This is a genomic window from Streptomyces parvus, assembly GCF_032121415.1.
Lineage (GTDB): Bacteria > Actinomycetota > Actinomycetes > Streptomycetales > Streptomycetaceae > Streptomyces > Streptomyces globisporus_A.
The window spans coordinates 6,633,177-6,650,294 of record NZ_CP135079.1; the positions used below are offsets into that span (position 1 = coordinate 6,633,177).

17 protein-coding genes and 1 riboswitch are annotated in these 17,118 nt (G+C 72.6%); of the genes, 11 read left to right on the forward strand and 6 right to left on the reverse strand.

Translation table 11 applies throughout. The features are described 5' to 3' along the window. Positions 1-95: 95 nt before the first annotated feature. From RNL97_RS30730 to RNL97_RS30740, 3 genes are all read left to right on the forward strand, one after another. Entirely contained in the window at positions 96-1,673 is a 1,578-nt protein-coding gene (locus RNL97_RS30730) for an amidohydrolase (RefSeq protein ID WP_313751457.1), read from the forward strand. Beyond that, entirely contained in the window at positions 1,670-1,834 is a 165-nt protein-coding gene (locus tag RNL97_RS30735; protein ID WP_243316007.1) for a hypothetical protein, read from the forward strand. Before RNL97_RS30730 ends, RNL97_RS30735 begins: the two co-directional genes overlap by 4 nt. A 252-nt stretch (positions 1,835-2,086) precedes the next feature. After that, the gene (locus tag RNL97_RS30740; protein ID WP_313751458.1) at positions 2,087-3,367 is read left to right on the forward strand and encodes an MraY family glycosyltransferase; all 1,281 of its coding nucleotides are present in this window, start codon (positions 2,087-2,089) and stop codon (positions 3,365-3,367) included. 17 nt (positions 3,368-3,384) lie between these two features. Here RNL97_RS30740 and RNL97_RS30745 read toward each other — a convergent pair whose 3' ends face one another. Further along, positions 3,385-4,272, reverse strand: coding sequence for a glycosyltransferase family 2 protein (locus RNL97_RS30745; RefSeq protein ID WP_030584425.1), 888 nt, complete (start codon positions 4,270-4,272; stop codon positions 3,385-3,387). 69 nt (positions 4,273-4,341) lie between these two features. On the opposite strand from RNL97_RS30745, the gene RNL97_RS30750 reads away from it, so the two are divergent. The 3 genes from RNL97_RS30750 to RNL97_RS30760 all read left to right on the forward strand — a co-directional run bounded on the left by RNL97_RS30750 (position 4,342) and on the right by RNL97_RS30760 (position 8,416). Next, on the forward strand, positions 4,342-6,561 hold the full coding sequence (locus RNL97_RS30750) for a hypothetical protein (protein WP_313751460.1): 2,220 nt from the start codon (positions 4,342-4,344) through the stop codon (positions 6,559-6,561). Positions 6,562-6,719: 158 nt separating this feature from the next. Continuing rightward, positions 6,720-7,700, forward strand: a complete 981-nt coding sequence (locus RNL97_RS30755; RefSeq protein WP_313751461.1) for a metallophosphoesterase family protein — start codon at positions 6,720-6,722, stop codon at positions 7,698-7,700. Next, positions 7,697-8,416, forward strand: coding sequence for a 4'-phosphopantetheinyl transferase family protein (locus RNL97_RS30760; protein WP_313751462.1), 720 nt, complete (start codon positions 7,697-7,699; stop codon positions 8,414-8,416). Before RNL97_RS30755 ends, RNL97_RS30760 begins: the two co-directional genes overlap by 4 nt. A gap of 69 nt (positions 8,417-8,485) precedes the next feature. Here the strand turns inward: RNL97_RS30760 and RNL97_RS30765 are convergent, their stop codons facing one another. After that, positions 8,486-9,076, reverse strand: coding sequence for a histidine phosphatase family protein (locus RNL97_RS30765; protein ID WP_243316011.1), 591 nt, complete (start codon positions 9,074-9,076; stop codon positions 8,486-8,488). A 126-nt stretch (positions 9,077-9,202) separates the two neighbouring features. Further along, positions 9,203-9,296: riboswitch (adenosylcobalamin (AdoCbl) riboswitch) on the forward strand. Positions 9,297-9,340: 44 nt separating this feature from the next. Between RNL97_RS30765 and RNL97_RS30770 the strand changes: the two genes are divergently transcribed. From RNL97_RS30770 to RNL97_RS30785, 4 genes are all read left to right on the forward strand, one after another. Then, the gene (locus RNL97_RS30770) at positions 9,341-9,556 is read left to right on the forward strand and encodes a CbtB domain-containing protein (RefSeq protein ID WP_030584408.1); all 216 of its coding nucleotides are present in this window, start codon (positions 9,341-9,343) and stop codon (positions 9,554-9,556) included. Positions 9,557-9,654: 98 nt separating this feature from the next. Next, a complete protein-coding gene (locus RNL97_RS30775) occupies positions 9,655-10,410 on the forward strand; it encodes a CbtA family protein (protein ID WP_308381907.1) in 756 nt (251 codons plus the stop codon). 212 nt (positions 10,411-10,622) lie between these two features. After that, the gene (locus RNL97_RS30780) at positions 10,623-11,384 is read left to right on the forward strand and encodes an SDR family oxidoreductase (protein WP_313751463.1); all 762 of its coding nucleotides are present in this window, start codon (positions 10,623-10,625) and stop codon (positions 11,382-11,384) included. A 32-nt stretch (positions 11,385-11,416) separates the two neighbouring features. Then, complete coding sequence (locus RNL97_RS30785; RefSeq protein WP_243316013.1) at positions 11,417-12,136, forward strand: TetR/AcrR family transcriptional regulator; 720 nt, start codon at positions 11,417-11,419, stop codon at positions 12,134-12,136. Positions 12,137-12,233: 97 nt separating this feature from the next. Here the strand turns inward: RNL97_RS30785 and RNL97_RS30790 are convergent, their stop codons facing one another. Together RNL97_RS30790 and RNL97_RS30795 are read right to left on the reverse strand one after the other, a co-directional pair. Further along, entirely contained in the window at positions 12,234-12,899 is a 666-nt protein-coding gene (locus tag RNL97_RS30790; protein WP_243316014.1) for a hypothetical protein, read from the reverse strand. A 112-nt stretch (positions 12,900-13,011) separates the two neighbouring features. Continuing rightward, entirely contained in the window at positions 13,012-13,377 is a 366-nt protein-coding gene (locus tag RNL97_RS30795; protein WP_030584394.1) for a tetratricopeptide repeat protein, read from the reverse strand. A 147-nt stretch (positions 13,378-13,524) separates the two neighbouring features. Between RNL97_RS30795 and RNL97_RS30800 the strand changes: the two genes are divergently transcribed. Next, positions 13,525-14,490: a pirin family protein gene (locus RNL97_RS30800; protein WP_030584391.1), complete on the forward strand. Its 966-nt coding sequence runs from the start codon at positions 13,525-13,527 to the stop codon at positions 14,488-14,490. A gap of 89 nt (positions 14,491-14,579) precedes the next feature. Here the strand turns inward: RNL97_RS30800 and RNL97_RS30805 are convergent, their stop codons facing one another. After that, positions 14,580-15,656 carry an L-idonate 5-dehydrogenase gene (locus RNL97_RS30805; RefSeq protein WP_234313410.1) on the reverse strand — a complete coding sequence of 359 codons (1,077 nt, stop codon included), beginning with the start codon at positions 15,654-15,656 and terminating at the stop codon, positions 14,580-14,582. Positions 15,657-15,712: 56 nt separating this feature from the next. Then, positions 15,713-17,107 (reverse strand): MFS transporter, encoded by a 1,395-nt coding sequence (locus tag RNL97_RS30810; RefSeq protein ID WP_313751464.1) that lies wholly within the window; start codon positions 17,105-17,107, stop codon positions 15,713-15,715. Positions 17,108-17,118 lie beyond the last annotated feature (11 nt).

The window sequence follows — 17,118 nt, forward strand, 5'->3', positions numbered from 1 at the left end:
CCGTGACATCGACAGGGAGGGGCGAGCGGGTTAACTTGACGGCCCGCTCTCCGGCCGCGCGCCGTGGGTCCGAACGCGACCGGGAGGGATCTCCCATGCTCTGCACGAGGCTGACGAACGCGCGCTTCCTCACGATGGACCCCCGCCACCCCGTCGCCCACGACCTGGGGATCTGGCGCGGCCGTATCGCCGGCGTGGACGACGCCGTGACCTCCCTGCCCGCCCGCGAGGTCGTCGACCTGGGCGGAGCGACCGTGCTCCCCGGCTTCATCGACAGCCATGTCCATCTCGCCTGGGCCGGGTTGAAGGCCGGCACCCCGAGCGTCGCCCCGTGCGAACGGATCGAGGACATCCTCGCCGTGGTGGACGCGGATGCCCGGCGGCCCGCCCCTCCCGGTGCCTGGGTGGACGTGGCCGGATATGACCAGCGGGCCCTGGGCCGGCATCTGACCGCCGCCGAACTGGACCGGGTCAGCCACGGCCGCAAGGTCTTCCTGATGCACGACTCCGGGCACGCCTGCGTGGTCAACACCGCGGTGCTGGACCTCCTGCCGGACGGGACCCCGCACGAGGAAGGCTTTCTCGCCGAGAGCGCCATGACCACCGCCCGTCGGCTGCGGCTCCCTTACTCCCAGGAGGAGCTGGCCGACGCGATCGAGCTCGCCGCCCGCGCCTGCCTGGACGAGGGCATCACCGCCTGCGCGGAGGCGGGCATCGGCGGCGGACTCCTCGGCCACAGCCCCGTCGAGCTGGGCGCCTACCAACTGCTCCGGGACCGCGGCCGACTGCCCCTGCGGGTCCAGCTCATGGCCTCCGGCGACACCCTGCGCCCCCGAGCGGCACACACCGACGACGGGTTCACCCAGGCCCTGGACCTCGGCCTGCGCACCGGCTTCGGCGACGACTGGCTGTCGCTCGGCGCGCTCAAGATCTACACCGACGGCGGGATGATGGCCCGTACGGCGGCGCTCACCTCTCCGTACGAGGGGACGGGCGACAACGTCGGCCGCTTCCAGGACGACCCGGAACGCCTCGCCGCCCTCATCGTCGACGGCCACCTCGCCGGCTGGCAGCTCGCCGTCCACGCCATCGGCGACCGCGCCGCCGACCTCGCCCTGGACGCCCTGGAGCGGGCCCAGAAGCTCCGGCCCCGCCCGGACGCGCGCCACCGCATCGAGCACGCCGGTCTGATCCGCCCCGACCAGCTGCCCCGGTTCGCGGCGCTCGGCGTGAGCGCGGTGGTCCAGCCCAACTTCCTGCGCTACTTCGGCGACGACTACGCGAGCGTGATGGGGGAGGAGCGGGCCGGCTGGATGTACCGGGGGCGGGGCTTCCTGGACCACGGCGTCGCGCTCGTCGGCAGCTCGGACCGGCCCGTCACGGACGGCGCACCCCTGCGCGCGATCCAGTTCATGGTCGAACGCGCCTCCACCTCGGGCCGTCTCGTCGGCCCGGACGAGGCCGTCACCGTCGACGAGGCGCTGCGGGCCTATACGGTCGCCGGCGCTCACGCCTGCCGCTGGGAGGACACGGCGGGCGCCCTCGCGCCGGGGATGCGTGCCGACCTGGTGGTGCTGGGCGACGACCCGCACCGCGTGGACCCCTCCCGGATCGGGGACATAGAGATCGTCCGGACCTTCGTGGACGGCCGGGACGCCCGCGCCGCGCGGTGACGCTGCGCGCGGCCGGCGCACCCGTCCGGGTCGACGCCGGCGCCCTGCACGCCCTGGGCCTGTACTCCGGTCAGCCCACCTCGGTGGTCGCCGCGCCCTCTCCGCCGTGCTGGTGGCACGCCGCCGCCGGGCGCAACGCCGAACGACGATCCGAGGGCTGACGGCCCCTCCGCCGCAGAGGCTTCCAACTCCTGTCGTGCTGAGGCTTCTTGGGACTCATTGTCCGGTGGAGGCGGGCCGCCCGGCAAGCGGGCGGCAGAACAATACCTCGCCCTTTTCGTGTTATTTAGGGTGAATCGGGGCATTGGCCCGTAGGTTGGGGAGAAACGCCACCGGGGTGGCGTCCTGTGTCCCCCGAACCACCACCGGCAGGGGACCGGGCGGCAGGTCATGAACGAGGAAAGGCAGGGCAGGTGAACGTGCTGGGGATCATCGCCTCCGGTGTGGCCGCGCTGTTCATCACGGTCGCACTCGCCAAGAGTGCCCGCCGCGTGGCGCTCCGCCCCAACGTCCCGGACGAACCGGGCGGACGTGCGCCGCGGGCCGAGGCGCTGCGCAGGACGGGCGGCGCGACCGCCGTGCTCGGTGTGGGCACGGCGACCGGCGCGGCCCTGTGGCTCGGTGCGGCGGGCGACGCGGCGGGCTCCGTCGGAGGGCTGCTCGCCGGGGCCGGGCTCGTGGCGGTCGTCGGCCTCGTCCACGATCTGAAGCCGCTGTGGGCCGCCCTGCGCCTCGCCGTCCAGATCACCGCCGCGGTCCTCGTCGTCTGCCTGGCCGGATTCCCACCGGCGGCGGGTGTCCTGGCCGTGCTCTGGATCGTCCTCGTCACCCATGCTTTCGCCCTGCTCGACCACGCCGACGGGCTGCTCACCGCCGTCGGACTGGTCACCGCCGCCGGACTGCTCACGTGCGCCCTTCTCGGCAAGGACCCCGCTCTCGCGCTGCTGCCGACGGCTCTCGTGGCGGGACTCGCCGGTTTCCTGCTCCACACCTGGCACCCCGCACGCCTCCGGCTCGGCGCGTCCGGGGCGCAGTTCACCGGATTCGCCCTGGCCGCCTCCGGCGCGTTGATCCAGGCGGCCGCCCCGTCGGGCCGCGCCGCGTGGGCCGCGCTGCCGGCCCTGGCGACGGTGGCCCTCGCCGACAGCGCCCTGGTCCTGATCTCCCGCCGCCGCGCGGCGCGTTCCCCGCTGCGCGAGACGGACGACCACATCGCGCACCGTCTGCGCAGGGTCCGCGTCACCGTGCCGGGCGCCGCGGTCCTGACCGCTCTGTGGGCGGCGGTGCCCGTGGCCACCGGGACCCTGGTCTACGCGGAACTGCTGCATCCCGCGTTCCTCCTCCTGCCGCTCGCGGGGACGGCGGCCGCGGTGTTCGCCCTGCTGAGGATCCCGGCGTACGCCCCGCCCTGCACGGCCCCGCCCCGTAGGGGCTCCTCCCGTACAGTCCCGTCCCGTACGGTCTCGTCCGGCGTGACCCCGTCCCGTACGGCCGCCGCCCGGAGCACCGGGGCGTCGAGCGCCGCCGCCGCGATCCCCGCAGCGGCCTCCGCACCGGGCGCCAAGCGCCCGGCTACCGGCCGGGGCGCCCCCGCCGGCGCCGCCAGGACCGCCGCGGGGCGCCCCACCGTCCCACCCCCGCCCACCGGCCGGCCCACGGCCGAAGCCGCCACGGCCGCGGCCGAACGGCGCTGACACCGCCCGGCCCCTGATCACCCCCGCAGTCGCCCGACCGTCGCGCGGGCCACGGTGCGCGCGTACGGGGAGACCATCAGATACGGTGCCCACGGCCAGGTGTGCCGCATGCAGTACACCCACCACTGGCGCGGTGGCAGTTCGCGCACGGAGGTCACCCGGCGCAGCGCCTCCCGGACGCCGATCCCCGGTTCCCGGCTCCCGGGAGCCGCGGGTCCGTCCACACACTCACCGGCATGCCCCGGGGCGACGAACGCGGCCACTCCGGCCCGCCGCGCGCGCCGGCCGTGGTCGTAGTCGCCCATCCGGTGGCGGAAGACCTTGTCGGGGTCGCCGACGACGTCGTACACGGCGCGGGGCACGAGGACCACCCGGCCGTCGTACGTGTCGCAGCGCTCGGGCCGGTGCGCGCCGGGTTCGACGAGCGTGAGGGACCGGCCCCGCCGTCCGGAGTACACCGTGTCCCCGTACGCGTTGCGCACGGCGCCGACGACGACCGCGTCGGAACCGGCCGCTTCCGAGGTCCGCAACAGCGTCGCGAGGGCGCCCCGGAACAGCTCCACGCCGTCGTCGAGCCACAGCTGATGCGTCCACGCGTGGCTCGGCCCGCCCGGGGCGCCGCCGAGCGGGCCTCCGCCCCCGCCGCCGCTGCGGCTGTTCCGGCTCGCGATGCGCAGCGCCTGGTTGCGGGGGATGTCCGCGCCCACCGACATGACCTCCACCGCCGGATGGCGCAGCCGCACCGCCTCCGGCGTACCGTCGGTGCTGCCGGTGTCCACGAGATGCACACCCAGCGTCGTCCAGGCGGGGAGCCCGCGCTGCTCCTCCAGGGCGCGCAGCGCGGACAGCGTCCGCGCGCGGCGGTCGTGACTCGTCATCAGCACGGCCAGGTGGACGGGGTGCACGGCGGGCTCCTCAGCTCCTGAGTCTCATCATTCATGCATAAAAGCTGATATTCCGCATAGGCTGGGTGGGTGAGCGCCGAACCGATAGCGAACCCGCTCGGGCCCGTGGGGGGCACCACGCCCCCGCGCCGGTCCGGCCGCCTCGTGCCGGTGCTCGCCTTCCTCCTGGCCGTCCTGTGCGTAAGTACGGTCGCGCTCACCGCGACCGTCCGCTCCACGGTCGCCTCACCCGGCTTCTACCAGGCGGTGCTGGACGAGGAGTCGGCCTACGACCGCCTCTACGGCGAGGTGCTCGTGGACCCGGAGATCTCGCCCGTCACCCGTGATCTGCTCGCCCATCTGCCCGTGCCCGAGGCGCTGGTGACGTCGAACATCAAGGTCGTGCTGCCGCCCGCCACGGTCCGGGCCCTCACCGACCAGCAGATCGATGCGGTGACCGGCTATCTGCGCGGCGAGAGCGACGAGCTCCGGCTGACCGTCGACCTGGCCCCGGTGCTGGAGAACCTCGCCGATCTCGCCCGCGTCTACTTCGGCGACCTGGTGGCCAGTGTCCAGGGCCGCGACCGGCCGGACTTCGAACGGTTCACCGCCGACCTGGCCTCGGGCCTCGACGACCTCAAGGAGGGCCGGGCCCCCGAACTGCCCAGACTGCCGCTCACCGAGGACCAGGCCGACCGCGCGGCCGACGCCCTCCTCACGGCCGTACCGGAGCGGCAGCGGACGGCGCTGCGCCCCGAGATCGAAGTGGCGCTGGGCGAGGGGGACGTGTCGACCGCGCTCGCCGTCACCGCGGCCGCCGCGCTCTCCGGCGGCTCCCGCACCGCGGCCGCGGACCTCCGTACCACCCTCCAGGACGGTACGTGGGATCTCACCGGCACCCTGACCGCCGCCGGGGCGGACCTCACCGCCCTCGAAGAGGCGCGCGAGACCATCAGGCTCCTGACCGTGCTCCAGGTCCTCGCCCTCACCCTCGCGCTGTCCGCTCTCGTGACCCTATGGTTCACCGGCCCCACCACCTCGGCCCGCAGGCTGATGCGGCTCGGCCAGGCGCTCGCCTGCGCGGGCGTCCTGACCGGCGCGGTCGTGCTCCTGGCCCGGCTGATCACCGGCGGGCGCCTGTTCGCCACACCGCCCTCGTGGGCCCCGAGCGTCACCTCGCTCGTCGACGACCTCCAGCACAACGCCGTGAACCAGGCGGCGACCACCGGTCTCGGTGCCGCGCTCGCGGCCCTCGTCGGCGGCGTACTCCTCACGGGCGCGGGCTGGGTGCTGCTGGTGCGCCCCGACCGGATGCCGACCCCGACCCCGACGGCCGTGCGGACGGCGGCGGCGGGCGTGGCCTGTGCCGCACTGGTCGGCGTCCTGGTCGTGCCACCCGTGTTCGGCCCGTCCGCACCCCGCCAGTGCCTGGGCAGCAGCCGGCTGTGCGACCTGCGCTACGACGAAGCCGCCTACCTCACCTCGCACAACGCCATGTCCACCACCGCCGACCGGTTCATCGGCCCGCTGCAGGACCCCGACATCACCACCCAGCTCAACACGGGGGTCCGGGCCCTCCAGCTCGACACGTACCGCTGGGAGAGCCCCCAGGACATCGCCGCACGGCTCGACTCACCCGAGTTCACCCCCGAGCAGCGGCGCCTGATCACCGGCGCCATCGACAAGGCCAATCCGCCGCGCGAGGGCCTGTGGCTCTGCCACGGAGTCTGCCGCGCCGGGGCTATCGAACTGGTCCCGGCCCTGGAGGACATCGGCGCCTGGCTGCGCGCCCACCCCAGCGAGATCGTGACCCTCATCGTCCAGGACGACATCAGCCCCGAGGACACCGAGAAGGCGTTCGACGCGGCCGGCCTGGACGACCTCCTGCACACGCCCGACGGGGACCCGGACGCCCCGTGGCCCACTCTGGGGGAGATGATCGACAGCGGCCGCAGGCTGGTGGTGTTCGCAGAGAAGGCCGACGGCCCGGCCCCCTGGTACCGCAACTTCTACCGGTACGGAATGGAGACCCCGTTCGCCTTCCGTAGCCCTTCCGAGATGACCTGCGCCCCCTACCGGGGCGGCACGGGAAAGCAGCTCTTCCTGCTCAACCACTTCATCACCAACGCCGGCGGCAGCCGCCTGGACGCCGGTCGTGTCAATGCCCGCGACTGGGTCCTGGAGCGGATCCGGGCCTGCGAGGCGGAGCGCGGCAGCCCGGTCACCTTCATCGCCGTCGACTACACGACGATCGGCGACGCGCTCGGAGCGGTGAACGAGCTGAACTCCCGCCGCACCCAGGGCGACTGACGGCACGATGCCCGCCCGACGGCACGTCCGGCAGCCGACGCGGCCGTGCCCCGAACCCCGGGAGAGCCGGAGGGGAGCGTGAGAGGCTACTTCCCCAGGGGCTCCCCACCGTGCGGACGGAGCCGGACGACCGCCGACAGATCGGGAACCCAGCGCCCATGAGACCTCCGAGCGACCCGGCACCGCAGGGTGCACCCGCCGCCGCACCGACCCCCGGCGACGGATCCCCACAGCGGGGCCGGGGCCGTCTGCTGGCCGTGAGCGACCTGCACGCCGCGGTGAGCGACAACCGGCCGATCGTCGAGTCCCTGCATCCGGCGTCCGACGCGGACTGGCTGATCGTCGCGGGTGATGTGGCGGAGCGGCCCGAGGACATCAGGTGGGCGCTCGGGCTCCTCGCGGAACGCTTCGCCCACGTGATCTGGACCCCCGGCAACCACGAGCTGTGGACCGTCTCCAAGGACCCGGTCCAACTGCGCGGCCAGGCCCGCTACGACCACCTCGTCGAGCTGTGCCGGGAGCTCGGAGTGACGACCCCGGAGGACCCCTTCCCGCTCTGGCCGGGTCCCGACGGGCCGGTGGCGATCGCGCCGCTCTTCCTCCTGTACGACTACACCTTCCGCGCCCCGGGAACGCACACGAAGGAGGAGTCGCTCGCCGTCGCGCACCAGAGCGGCATCGTCTGCAACGACGAGTACCTCCTGCACCCCGACCCCTATCCGACCCGGGAGGACTGGTGCCGTGCCCGGGTCGCCGAGACGGGCCGCCGGCTCGCGGAGCACGACCCGCAGATACCCCTCGTCCTCGCCGGACACTGGCCGCTCGTCCGCGAACCCACGTCGGTGATGTGGTACCCGGAGTTCGCCCAGTGGTGCGGCACCGAACTGACCGCCGACTGGCACCGCCGCTTCAACGTCGCCGCCGTCGTCTACGGCCACCTCCACATCCCCCGTACGACCTGGTACGACGGCGTGCGCTTCGAGGAGGTCTCCATCGGCTACCCCAGGGAGTGGCGCGAGCGGGGCCACCCGCGCGGCCTGCTGCGGCAGATCCTCCCGTACGGGGGTGAGCCCGCCCCACCGGAACAGACCGGGGCAGGACCCTCCGCACAGCCGCGCACCCCCGGAGGCCCCTCGTGATCGAGCTGCTGCTGCCCGCCGACGTCTCCTCGGCCGCCACCCGCGCGGAGACCGTCCCGGACGGAGCCCTCTTCCCGGAGGAGGAGGCGCTGATCGCCAAGAGCGTGGCCAAACGCAGGAACGATTTCGCGACGGCCCGTGCCTGCGCCCGGCGCGCCATGGCCGGACTCGGCCTGCCACCCGTGGCCGTACTCCGCGGCCACCGTGGGAGACCTCTGTGGCCCGAAGGAATCGTCGGCACGCTCACCCACTGCGCCGGCTACCGGGCGGCCGCGCTGGCCCGTGCGACGGACGTGCTGTCGCTGGGCATCGACGCCGAGCCGCACGCCCCACTCCCCACCGGCGTAAGGGAGTTGGTGACCCTGCCCGCCGAGCGCGAGCGGATCGGTCCGCCCGCGCCGGAGGTCCCGGGCGAAATCCACTGGGACCGCATCCTGTTCAGCGCCAAGGAGAGCGTATTCAAGACCTGGTACCCGGTCACCGGTGTCGAACTCGACTTCGTCCAGGCGGATCTGACGTTCCATCGCACCAACGGTCCGGGAAGCGGCCATGGGTCCCGGGGTCCCACCGCCGCCGAGGGCACTTTCGCCGCCCGGCTGCTGCTCACCGATCCGGCCCTGCCGACGACGCTGCACGGGCGGTGGCGGGTCGAGGACGACATCGTCACCACGGCGGTGCTGGTCCGGCCCGACTGGCGGATGAACAAAGGAATGTGACGGCCGGTCGGCCGTGAGAAGCGGTGGGCTGTGGTGCCCGTCCGGCCGGTGAGCGCCGGGCCGTGGGGGTCAGCCGGCCGGGGGAGCGGTGAGCGGGCGTCCGAGCCCCACGTTCCACCGGCCGGAGCGCCCGCTGAGTTCGGTCAGCGTCAGCGGGGCGACGTCCAGCCGCCAGAACGCCTCCGTGGGCAGACGCAGGCCGTGGACGACCGCCGCCCGGACGACGGCGGTCTCGGCCACCGCCAGGAAGCTCGCGCCCGGCGCGTCCGGTCCGCCGAGGGAGTCCAGCCACGCGCCGGTCCTGGTCACCAGGGCGCCCAGCGACTCGCCGCCGTGCGGAGCCGCCGACGGGTCGCCGAGCCAGGCCGCCACCGCCGCGGGTTCGGCGGCGGCCACCTCGTCGAGGCGGCGGCCGGCCCAGTCCGCCAGGTCCCAGCCGCCCAGGGCCGGTTCGGCCCGCGCCGTCAGTCCGAGGGCCTCGGCGGTTTCGCGGCACCGGCCGGAGGGGCCGCTGAGGACGAGCCCGGTCTCCGGCACCGTACCGGCGGCGGCCCGCGCACTCTCCCGGCCGGACCGGTCCAGGGGGGAGTCGCCGTCGAAGCGCGCCTCCCGCAGCGCCGCGTTCATCGCCGGTGAGACCAACACCACCCGTACTGTCATGTCCCTGCTTCCCATTCCGTACCCGGGGCCCCACAGCCTTGTCGCCCCAAGGCGTCCGCCCTCCGTGACGCCGCACATTCGACCATGGCGGCGCCTGCGCACAGGCGGTAGGGTCGCGTCGACCATGACGAGGGTGGGACGGAAGTCCGGTGAGAATCCGGCACGGTCGCGCCACTGTGAACCCGCCTCCGGGCGGGAAGTCAGACCCGGCACCTTCGTCTGAGCGCCACGACAGGGACGCGTGTTCCCACAGGAGGTTCTGCCATGGCACACTCCGCCGTTTCCGCGACGGAGACATCCGAGATCACTCCGATCTCGGCGAAGGCCCTTGCCCCGTGGGCGGTCTTCTTCGGCATTCTCATGCTCGTCCTGCTGTACTTCGTCGGCGCCGAACAGGGCGCCACCGCACTCATCTCGGGCGAAGGCGTCCACGAGTGGGTTCACGACGGCCGCCATCTGCTGGGCTTCCCCTGCCACTGAGACACCTGAGGAACCAGGGCCCCGCCCGGGACATCACCCCCCGGGGGAGTCAGCGGACGCGGCCGGCAGCGGCAAGCAAGAGAAATCAGGAAACCATCGTGAACCCCATATCTGTCAGAGCCCTGCTCGTGCGCGGCATGCTCGCGGGTCTGATCGCGGGCGCGCTCGCGCTCGTCGTCGCCTACTTCCTCGGCGAGTCCCAGGTGGACGCGGCCATCGCCCTCGAAGAGGCCCACAGTCATGACCACGGCGGCGGCGAGGAGTTGGTCAGCCGCACCATGCAGGCCACCGGCGGACTCGCCACCGGCGTCCTGGTATTCGGCGTCGCGGTGGGCGGGATCGCCGCCCTCGTGTTCTGCTACGCCCTGGGCCGCATCGGCGACTTCGGCCCCCGGGCCACGGCGGCGCTGATCGCGGGCGCCGCCCTGCTCACGGTCTACGTCGTACCGTTCCTCAAGTACCCGGCGAACCCGCCCGCCGTCGGCAACCCGGACACGATCGGCGAGCGCACCACACTGTTCTTCCTGATGGTCGCTCTCAGCGTGCTGCTGGCCGTCGCCGCCGTCATCATCGGCAAGCGGCTCGCACCCCGCCTGGGCAACTGGAACGCGAGCATCGCGGCCGTCGCCGGTTTCGTCCTGCTGATCGGTCTCGCCCACGCCTTCCTCCCCTCCTTCGACGAGGTGGGCAAGGACTTCCCGGCGACCCTGCTGTGGGAGTTCCGGCTCGCGACGCTGGCGGTCCAGGCGACGCTGTGGAGCACCTTCGGCATCGTCTTCGGCTATCTCACCGAGCGGCTTCTCAATCCCGCCGTCCGTGCGGCGGTGCCGCGTACCGCGAGTGCGGTGAACTGAGCCGTACGGACGCGCGCACACTGACCTGGACGACAGAACCCGCCGGGAGAGTCCGGCGGGTTCTGTCGTGTGCGGGCGGGTCCGGAGGGGGGTAGCGACGCTTTTGAGCGTCGCTACGATCGCGGGGGTAGCGTTGCTATCGATCTGGTGTTAGCGTTGATAACATCGGGTTTCACGGAACCGCCGCGACCCCAGTCGCCAGGAGCATTGCCATGACCGAACAGTCCGCAGCCGCATCGGCATCCGCGCCTCGCCGGGTGGCCGTGGTCACCGGAGGGTCGCGGGGCATCGGCCGCGAGAGCGCCGAACGGCTCGCCGCCGACGGCTTCGCGGTCGTCGTGAACTACGCGGGCAACCGGACCGAGGCCGAAGCCGCCGTCGCCGCGATCACCGCCGCGGGCGGCGAGGCCGTCGCCCAGCAGGCGGACGTGGCCGACGAGGTGGCGGTCGCCGCTCTCTTCGATGCTGCCGAGGAAGCGTTCGGCGGGATCGACGTGGTGGTGCACGCGGCGGGGGTCATGGCGCTCGCCCCGCTGGCCGAGCTCGAACTCGACACGCTCGACCGGATGCACCGCACCAACATCCGGGGCACGTTCGTCGTCGACCAGCAGGCGGCGCGGCGGGTGCGCGCGGGCGGCGCGATCATCAACTTCTCCAGTTCGGTGCTGTCGCTGGCCCTCCCCGGCTACACCGCGTACGCCGCGACCAAGGGTGCCGTCGAGGCCATGACCCTGATCCTCGCCCGGGAGCTGCGCGGCCGGGACATCACGGTCAACGCCGTGGCTCCGGGGCCGACCGCCACCGCTCTCTTCCTGGACGGCAAGGACGAGGAGACCGTCGCACGGATGGCCGCCCAGCCGCCGCTGGAACGGCTGGGGACCCCGCAGGACATAGCCGAAGTGGTCTCCTTCCTCGCCGGCCCGGCCCGCTGGGTCAACGGGCAGGTGCTGCGGGCCAACGGCGGCATCGTCTGAGGGTCGCCGTGCCGCTTGATAGCGTCCGTCCGGTGAGCACGAGTACCCGGACACGCATCCTGGAAGTGGCCGCCACCCTGGTCAGGGAATCGCCCGACGGCGACATCTCCACGCGCGCCGTGTGCGAGGCCGCCAAGGTGGGCCCACCGGCCCTCTACCGCCACTTCGGCGACAAGGAAGGACTGCTGTCGGCCGTCGTCGACCACGGCTTCGAGGAATACCTGGCGACGAAGAGGGAGCGCGGCGAGACGACGGACGCCGTGGAGGACCTGCGCCGGGGATGGGACAGCCACATCGCCTTCGCCCTCGACAACCGCAATCTCTACCGGCTGATGAACTCGCCGGCGATGCGCACCCCGCCCGCCGCGGCGCTGGAGTCCCACCGGATCCTCACCGGAGACCTCGAACGGGCCGCCGCCCAGGGCCGCATACGCGTCGCGCCCGAGCTGGCCGCCCAGATGATCATGTCGGCCAACGTGGGGGTGGCCCTGATGCTGGTCTCCCGTCCGGCGACGTTCGACGACATCGGGGTGTCCCACCGGGTGCGGGACGCGCTGTACGCGACGGTGCTCACACCGGAACCACCGCGGGAACCGTCGGCGAGCGTACCGGCGGACGCCGAAGTCCCCACGGCAGCAGCCCGGTTGAGCGCTCTGCTGCGGAAGGAGCGCGGGGCGGGGCTGAGCACCGCCGAGGCGGCGCTGATGAAGGAGTGGCTCGACCGGGTGGCGAACGCCTGCCCGGAGACCTGAACCGAGGCGTCGGACATGACGCCGCCCCGGGTGCGAGAGTGCGGGGAAGCCGGGATGTCGGCGCGTCCAGGTGCCCAGGTGTCCAGGAGTCCTTGCGTCAGGGTGCGGGGGAGGGGGCGTCGTGGTCGCGTAGGCCGTCCTCGATGCGGCGGGCCGCGTTCCCGAGGATCTGCTCGAGGTCCTTCCGTACCTCGTGTTCCGTGCTGCCGTGCGGTGCGTATGCGGACACCGTCAGCACCAGGTCGCCGTTCCGTAGGAGGAGGGTGCGGCCGGGGCGGCCCCGGTCGTCGGCCGGCAGCGAGTAGGCGTCCTCGTGCACCTTCTCGGGCCCACGCCCGTGAGCGCGGTCGAGATCCTCCTTGACGCGGTACGCGTGACGGGCGGGCTCGGCGTCCTCGTACACCGAGGCCGTGGCGCTGAGCTCCCAGAACGCGCCGTCCGGGCCCTTGAGGTCCGCGAGGCAGCCGGTCCGCCGGTAGAGCGGCCGCGCGCCGTCCTCACCGACGTCCTCCAGGGCGTCGGGGGAGGCGGAGTCGGTGGTGCTGCCGAGGCTGAAGCCTTCGGCGGGCGGTGCGCCCGTGAGGAGGTCGCACGGCCTGGCGGTCCAGCTGTGAACCCCCGGCGGACGAGCGCGCAGCTCCGCCGCCTCCCTCTTCGTCCCGTCGTCGCCACCGCCGGAGCAGCCTGCCGAGGCCGCCACCGCCAGCCCGATGAGCGCGGCCGACCGCGCCCGGCGTAACGCGGCGTTCCTGGATCCCTTCATCTCCCACCCCTTCGCCCTGGAGATCCCATTGTCCGATGCCCGTACCGGCGGGTAAAGGACACCGGGCCCGCACCGAAGGGTGCGGGCCCGGCAGGAGGCACGGGGCGGCGGCTCAGGAGCGTTCGGCTCCGGGGCCGAAATCACCGGTGAGGGCAGCGGCCATCCGCAGGTGCGGCGCCGCGTCGGCGGTGCGCCCCTGGCGTTCCAGTGTCCGGCCGAGCATGAGGTGCGCGTACGTCTCCACCGGGTCCAGCTCCAGGATCCTCCGCAGTTCCTCCTCCGCCTTTCCCAGCCGGGCGGAGTGGTAGTAGGAGCGAGCCAGCAGCAGCCGCGGCGCGACCTGCTCCGGCACCTCCTCGACGAGGCCGCCCAGAATCCGCGCGGCCGTCAGGTACTCCTTCGCCTCGAAGAACATCTGCGCCCGGTCCCACCGGTCGGCGGCGGTGCCGAACTCGTAGTAGGTCTCGGTCTCGCTCACGTGTCCTCCTTCGTGTGGTGCGGGCCGTCTCCGGCCCGCCCCGCCGTACGTTCAGGCATGACAACATCGCAAACTGGTTGAACATTCCACTAAAATTCTGGCGTGGGACCCGGTGCTCCACGCCGCTACGGGAATAGGTTGAGCGCCATGAGCAATCTCGATCGCCAGGCCACGCCCTCCGTCTGCGGCGGGCGGGGTTTCGTCGTCGCCGAGCCCGTCCGTGAACTGCTGGCTCCCCGCCGCGTCCAACTGGGTGAGTCCACCGAGGTCCGCCGTCTGCTGCCCAACCTCGGCCGGCGCATGGTGGGCGCTTGGGCCTTCGTGGACCACTACGGGCCCGACGACATCGCCGACGAGCCGGGCATGCAGGTCCCGCCGCATCCGCACATGGGCCTCCAGACCGTCAGCTGGCTCCACGACGGGGAGGTGCTCCACCGGGACAGTTTGGGCAGTCTGCAGACGGTACGCCCCCGCGAACTGGGCCTGATGACCTCGGGCCGCGCCATCAGCCACTCCGAGGAGAGCCCGAGGGAACACGCCCGGCTTCTGCACGGAGCGCAGCTCTGGGTGGCCCTTCCGGACGCGCACCGCCATGTCGAGCCGCACTTCCAGCACCACGCGGACCTGCCCGTCGTCACCGCTCCCGGCCTGTCCGCCACCGTCATCCTCGGCGAACTGGACGGGGCGGCCTCGCCCGGTACGGCGTACACGCCGATCGTCGGCGCCGACCTCTCCCTGACCGGAGGCGCCGAGACCCGCCTGCCCGTGGACCCCGACTTCGAGTACGCGGTCCTGTCCATGTCGGGCGAGGCCGAGGTCGACGGCGTACCCGTGCTGCCCGGCTCGATGCTCTACCTCGGCTGCGGTCGCACCGAACTGCCGCTGCGCGCCGTCTCCGACGCCGGCCTCATGCTCCTGGGCGGCGAGCCGTTCGAGGAGGAGCTCGTGATGTTCTGGAACTGGATCGGACGGTCCCAGGAGGAAATCGCACAGGCCCGCGACGACTGGATGAACGGCACCCGCTTCGGTGAGGTGAAGGGCTACGCCGGTCCTCCGATTCCAGCCCCCGAGCTGCCTCCGGTGCCGCTGAAGGCGCGAGGAAGGGTGCGCTGAGCCGGGGTGGGAGCCCGGCCGGCTGGCTTCAGCGCGACTGCCACGATCTTGCCGACGGGGTGGAGGGCGGGCATGGCCGAGGTTCGGGATCAGTTGGAATGCGCGCCTTGGGCGTGGTGACTTCCAAGCCGCAGCATGACTTTGCTGCTCCCGCTCGCCGGATCGGCGGCAACGGCGAGTGCCTCCTCGGCCCGTTCCAGCGGGAAACGGTGGGTGATCAGCGGGGTCACGTCCAGTCCGTCCCGGAGGGCGCGCAGGGCGTCGTCGATCTCCTCGACGAAGCGGTACGAGCCGATCCAGGTGATCTCCCGGGTTACCAGGTCACCGAGTGCCACGGGTACGGCCGTGCCAGGCAGGTTGCCGACCTGGACGAGGGTTCCGCCGCGGGCTGTGGCCCGCAGTACAGGCCCCAGCGCGGCCGGGGCGCCGGACGCCTCGAAGACCACGTCCACGTCCTGGGGCAGTCCCTCGCCGGCGGAGAGGTCGCATGTCTCGTCAGCGCCCATGGCGCGGGCGACGGCGAGCGAGGACGACGCCAGGTCGGCGGCGACGACCCGGCCCGCACCACGGTGCCGGGCGGCGGCGACGACCAGGGAGCCGATGGGGCCGCAGCCGTTGACCAGGACCGTGCGGCCCCTCAGCTCCGGGACCCGGCTCACGGCGTGCAGCGCGACGGCCAACGGCTCGGCGAGTGCGCCCTGCTCGGTGGAGACGCCGTCCGGCAGAGGTCGGATCTGGGCGGCGTGGACCGCCCGGTACTCGCTGAACCCGCCGTCGGTGTGCGGATCGAAGGCCGCCGAACCGAAGTACCGGACGCGCGGATAGAGGTTCGTCCGTCCGGCGAGCCGCTCGGGAAGGACGCTGTCACCCATGGGCCGGGCCGGATGCACGGTGACCGCCTGCCCCATGTCGAGACCGGTGACCCGGTCGCCGAGTGCGGCGATCCGGCCCGCGAACTCGTGCCCGAGCACCAACGGGTGCGCGAGCGTGGCGGTGCCGGACGCCCCCTTCTTCCAGTAGGCGATGTCGGATCCGCAGATCCCGCCCCACTCCACGGCCAGCAGCACCTCGCCCGCGCCGGGCACGGGCCGGGCTCGGTCGTCGATGCGTACGTCGTCGGCGCCGTGCACCACGACCGCCCTCATCCGGCTGCCGCCGGCGGTCACGGGCCCGGAACCTTCCGCTGCGGGAGTCCGCGCGGCTCCCGCTCGGTCGATCGACTTCATACGGCGTCCTCCAGCCGGACCAGGTCCCGTCCGCGCGTCTCGGGTGCGAGGTAGGCGCTGACGAAGGTGATGAGCGAGTAGACGATGAGCATGGCGGCGATGGGCCACCAGCTGTTGGTGACGGCGGTGAGTGTGGCCGCGAGTACCGGGCCGATCGCGGTGGCGAGGATGCCGCCGATCTCCTTGGAGAGCGCGAGCTGTGTGAACCGGGTCCGCGAGCCGAAGAGTTCGGCCATGGTGACGCTTTCGAGCGAGAACAGCCCGAGGACGCCGATGTTCAGACCGAGGACCATGCCGAGCATCACGCCCGGGGTCGACCCGGAGGTGATGAGGAGCATGACCGGGAAGGCAAGGACCACGGTCAGGGCCGAGAGTACGAGGTAGACCGCGCGGCGTCCGAAGCGGTCGCCCAGCAGACCGACCAGCGGCACGGTGGCGAAGCCCAACAGCGAGCCGTACACGATCGCGTCCGTCGGCACGGACCGCTCGACCGCCAGGTTGGTGGCGAGGTAGCCCACCAGGAAGGTCTGGATCAGTCCGGAGTTGCCGGCCTGGCCGAAGCGCAGCCCCAGCGCGAGGAAGAACGCCTTGCCCTTGCGCTGGCGGATCCCCGCCGCGAGCATGCCGCCCTTCTGCTCGTCGGCCGTGGCGATGACGGACTCGACCTCGTCACGGTCCAGTGCCATGCCGTCCACCACGTCGGGGCGCTCCTCGAAGACCGGGCTCTCCTTGAGGCTGCGCCGCATCCAGACCGCGAAGATCATCAACAGGAAGCTCAGCAGGAAGGGCAGCCGCCAGCCCCAGGAGAGCAGCTGCTCCTCGCTGAGCACGGCGAGCAGGACGGCCCACAGGCCCGACGCGGCGAGCGTCCCGGAGTTCGTGCCGAGCGACACCAGCGAGGAGATCAGGCCGCGCCGCCCGACAGGTGCGTACTCGGCCAGCATGACGGTGGCCCCGGCGATCTCGGCACCGGCGCCGAAGCCCTGTACCAGCCGCAGCGCGACGAGCAGGATCGGCGCGAGGATGCCGATGGTGGCGTACGTGGGCAGCGCGCCGATCAGGGTGGTGGAGGCACCCATCAGCAGGATGGTGATGTACAAGACCTTCTTACGGCCGAGCCGGTCGCCCATCCGCCCGAAGTAGACGGCCCCGGCGAGGCGGGCGACGTATCCGACGCCGTATGTGGCCATGGCGGCGATCAGCCCGATGGCCGGGCTGACGTCTGGGAAGAAGATCTTGTTGAAGACGATCGCGGCGGCCAGCGAGTAGAGCTGGAAGTCCATGAACTCCATGGCTGTACCGAGCCAGCCCGAGACGGCGGCGCGGGTCAGGTCGCGTGTGCTGCGCTGTGCGGAGGGCGTCTGCTGGGCGGCTGTGACGCTGTCCTTCATCGTGAACTCCG

Bases quoted from the DNA above. Each gene is read 5' to 3' on its own strand.
- RNL97_RS30755 (WP_313751461.1), top strand. From the start codon at position 6,720: ATGAGACCTCCGAGCGACCCGGCACCGCAGGGTGCACCCGCCGCCGCA.
- RNL97_RS30770 (WP_030584408.1), top strand. From the start codon at position 9,341: ATGGCACACTCCGCCGTTTCCGCGACGGAGACATCCGAGATCACTCCG.
- RNL97_RS30790 (WP_243316014.1), bottom strand. From the start codon at position 12,899: ATGAAGGGATCCAGGAACGCCGCGTTACGCCGGGCGCGGTCGGCCGCG.
- RNL97_RS30780 (WP_313751463.1), top strand. From the start codon at position 10,623: ATGACCGAACAGTCCGCAGCCGCATCGGCATCCGCGCCTCGCCGGGTG.
- RNL97_RS30730 (WP_313751457.1), top strand. From the start codon at position 96: ATGCTCTGCACGAGGCTGACGAACGCGCGCTTCCTCACGATGGACCCC.
- RNL97_RS30765 (WP_243316011.1), bottom strand. From the start codon at position 9,076: ATGACAGTACGGGTGGTGTTGGTCTCACCGGCGATGAACGCGGCGCTG.
- RNL97_RS30800 (WP_030584391.1), top strand. From the start codon at position 13,525: ATGAGCAATCTCGATCGCCAGGCCACGCCCTCCGTCTGCGGCGGGCGG.
- RNL97_RS30810 (WP_313751464.1), bottom strand. From the start codon at position 17,107: ATGAAGGACAGCGTCACAGCCGCCCAGCAGACGCCCTCCGCACAGCGC.